The following is a 3,489-nucleotide window of genomic DNA, read 5'->3' on the forward strand; positions in this document are numbered from 1 at the left end:
CCCACCCACGCTCCCTAGAGCACCGACCGGCAGTCAGCCCTGCTTGCCCCACCTTTCTACGGTTCCCATCGTCGCATTACAACCGAAAGTTGTATGCAGATCGAACTGTTCGCGCATATTCCTGCCGCCGTGAACAGTCGAGCCCGCCCTCCGGCATCGTTTCTTCGACGGGAACGTCCGCGCCGCCGCATCGCGCTTGAACCGGAACAAAAACGGACCAATCTTGAGGGCCGAAGGAGAGGTCCATGCCCCACAACACCACCAACGCCCCGGTCGCCCGACCCGAGGTGCTGACGCGCCCGAAGCTGGAAGGCGGCCGGCGATTCGTCATGAAGACCGACTTCGCGCCGGCGGGCGACCAGCCGACCGCCATCGCGGAGCTTTCGGCGGGTGTCATTGCCGGCGAGCGCGACCAGGTGCTGCTGGGTGCCACAGGCACCGGCAAGACCTTCACCATGGCCAAGGTGATCGAGGAGACCCAGCGCCCGGCGATCATCCTCGCGCCGAACAAGACGCTCGCGGCCCAGCTTTACGGCGAGTTCAAGGGCTTCTTCCCGGAGAATTCCGTCGAGTATTTCGTCAGCTACTACGACTACTACCAGCCCGAAGCCTACGTGCCGCGCACCGACACCTATATCGAGAAGGAAAGCCAGATCAACGAACAGATCGACCGGATGCGCCACTCGGCCACCCGCGCGCTTCTCGAACGCGACGACGTGATCATCGTCGCCTCGGTCTCCTGCATCTACGGCATCGGCTCGGTCGAGACCTATTCGGCGATGACCCAGGACCTTGAGGTCGGCAAGCTCTACGAGCAGCGGAAATTCCTTTCCGAGCTTGTCGCCCAGCAGTACCGCCGCGCCGACGCCGCCTTCGCCCGCGGCGCCTTCCGGGTCAAGGGCGACACCGTCGATGTCTGGCCCGCCCACCTCGAGGACCGCGCCTGGAAATTCTCCTTCTTCGGCGAGGAGCTGGAGGCGATCACCGAATTCGACCCGCTGACCGGGGCCAAGACCGACAGCTTCGACAAGATCCGCATCTACGCCAACAGCCACTACGTCACCCCGCGCCCTACGCTGCAACAGGCGATCGTCGGCATCCGCAAGGAGCTGGCCCAGCGCCTGAAGCAGCTCCAGGACGAAGGCAAGCTCCTCGAGGCCCAGCGCCTCGAACAGCGCACCAATTTCGACCTGGAGATGCTGGAGGCCACCGGCTCCTGCGCCGGGATCGAGAACTATTCGCGCTACCTGACCGGCCGCGCCCCCGGTGAGCCGCCGCCGACCCTCTTCGAATTCATCCCCGACCATGCCATCGTCTTCGCCGACGAAAGCCATGTGAGCGTCCCCCAGATCGGCGGCATGTACCGCGGCGACTACCGGCGCAAGTTCACGCTGGCCGAACACGGCTTCCGGCTCCCCTCCTGCATGGACAACCGCCCCCTGAAGTTCGAGGAATGGGACGCGATGCGGCCGCAATCGGTCTTCGTCTCCGCCACCCCCGCCGCGTGGGAGCTCGAACAGACCGGCGGCGTCTTCACCGAACAGGTGATCCGCCCGACCGGCCTTCTCGACCCGCAGGTCGAAATCCGCCCCGTCGAGATGCAGGTGGACGATCTTCTCGACGAGGTCCGCAAGGTGGCGGCGAAGGGGTTCCGCACCCTCGTCACGACGCTGACCAAGCGCATGGCCGAGGACCTCACCGAATACATGCACGAACAGGGCATCCGGGTGCGCTACATGCATTCCGACATCGACACGATCGAGCGGATCGAGATCCTGCGCGACCTCCGCCTCGGCGCCTTCGACGTCTTGGTCGGCATCAACCTCCTGCGCGAGGGGCTGGACATCCCCGAATGCGGGCTGGTGGCGATATTGGACGCCGACAAGGAGGGCTTCCTGCGGTCGGAAACCTCGCTGATCCAGACCATCGGCCGCGCCGCGCGCAACGCGGAAGGTAGGGTCATCATGTACGCCGACCGGGTGACCGGCTCGATGGAACGCGCCCTGGCCGAGACCAACCGGCGAAGGGAAAAGCAGGTCGCCTATAACCTTGAGCACGGCATCACCCCCGAGACGGTCAGGAAGAACGTCGAGGACATCCTGGCCGGCCTCTACAAGGGCGACGTCGACATGAACCGGGTGACGGCGAAGGTCGACCGCCCGATGCACGGCGCCAACCTCGAGGCGCATCTCGATGCGCTGAGGACGCAGATGCGCAAGGCGGCGGAGAACCTCGAGTTCGAGGAGGCCGCAAGGCTGAGGGACGAGATCAAGCGGCTGGAGGCGGTCGATCTGGTGCTGTCCGACGACCCCTTGGCGCGGCAGTCGGCGGTCGAGGAGGCGGTCGGCGAGGCGGTGAAGGCGCGCGGCCGGTCGACGGCCGGGCGGCCGGGGCAGCGGGGCGGGAAGAGGAGGCGGGGGTAGATAGAAAAGGAATTAACCATTTAAATCTTGCGGTTATGCATTCGGTATGGTCGGCTATCTCTCGTAGTTGGCAGAAGGATCATGTCGTGCGCGAAAAATTAGCTTCTGGCTTGTTGGTATTGGGTCTTGCTGGGTGTGCAGGGGAAATGACCGGACAGATTCGTGGAACGGGAGAACGGGTCCAGTTCACGTATGAGCAGGGGATAGATTCGGACACCTATACTGCTGTGATTGGCGGCGAGACGTTCAATGGACGCGCTGTAATGGATGGTGCGAGTTCGGCAGTCGCCACCGGATTTGGCTCAGATTTTGACGCGACGATCTTCGGGTCAGCTACAACCAATCGCTTTGTCGCCGTCCTCCTGGGAAACCAGGGTAGCTCCCTCAATTGCCAAATGCGCTATGCCGACTCGTCTGGGTTCACTACTTCTGGTGGCGTCGGCGTTTGCAAGCACTCGGATGGCCGTTTGGTCGACGTGGTTTGGTAAATCGGTCACTAACTCGGTGATTGCACCAGCCAGCGAGCCGTAGGGTGGGTGCCAACCCACCGTCCAATCCCTCCGCCGTCGCGCAAATGGTGGGTTTCGCCCACCATCCCAAGCGTCGTGACCTGCGAAGGTAGCGAGCTGTAGGTCGGGGTTTACCCCGACAAATGCCGCCCGCCCAGAGGCCCGAGAAGCCGACGCGCCGGTGGCGCGTTGGCCGGGCCGGTTGGCGCTGACGCGAGGAAGCGCCAAAGGGGCTATCCGTGAGCATCGGGCATCCGGACGCGGCCGGCGCCACCCTGCCGCGCCACGGGCGCGGCGTTCTTCAGGGAAACGTGCCACTGGCAAGTTTCTTATCCCTCATCACCCTGGCGGGTGCGAATGCGCCCACCGCCCGGAGGGCGGGCGCAGCCCGCGCGGCATGGCGCACGGGCCGGGACATTGGAAACCACCCACGGCGCCCGAGGCGATGGCCTTCTCCTTCACGCCCCGCAGTTCATCCTCGCCCTGGCCGACATCGGCCGCGACGCAGACGACCTTGGCGTCGTAGTGCTCCTTGAGCCACGGGACGATGACCGATG

General features: G+C 64.5%; 2 protein-coding genes. One reads left to right on the forward strand and one right to left on the reverse strand.

All coding sequences use genetic code 11. From position 1 onward, the window contains the following. Positions 1–245: 245 nt before the first annotated feature. Complete coding sequence (uvrB, locus tag F9K34_RS17905) at positions 246–2,423, forward strand: excinuclease ABC subunit UvrB (RefSeq protein WP_291338467.1); 2,178 nt, start codon at positions 246–248, stop codon at positions 2,421–2,423. 848 nt (positions 2,424–3,271) lie between these two features. On the opposite strand, the gene F9K34_RS17910 is transcribed toward uvrB, so the two are convergent. Next, positions 3,272–3,489, reverse strand: a 218-nt coding sequence (locus F9K34_RS17910) for an argininosuccinate synthase domain-containing protein (RefSeq protein WP_291338468.1), incomplete at its 5' end; no start/stop codon positions are given.

It is taken from the genome of Albidovulum sp. (assembly GCF_008933605.1).
Taxonomy (GTDB): Bacteria; Pseudomonadota; Alphaproteobacteria; order Rhodobacterales; family Rhodobacteraceae; genus Albidovulum.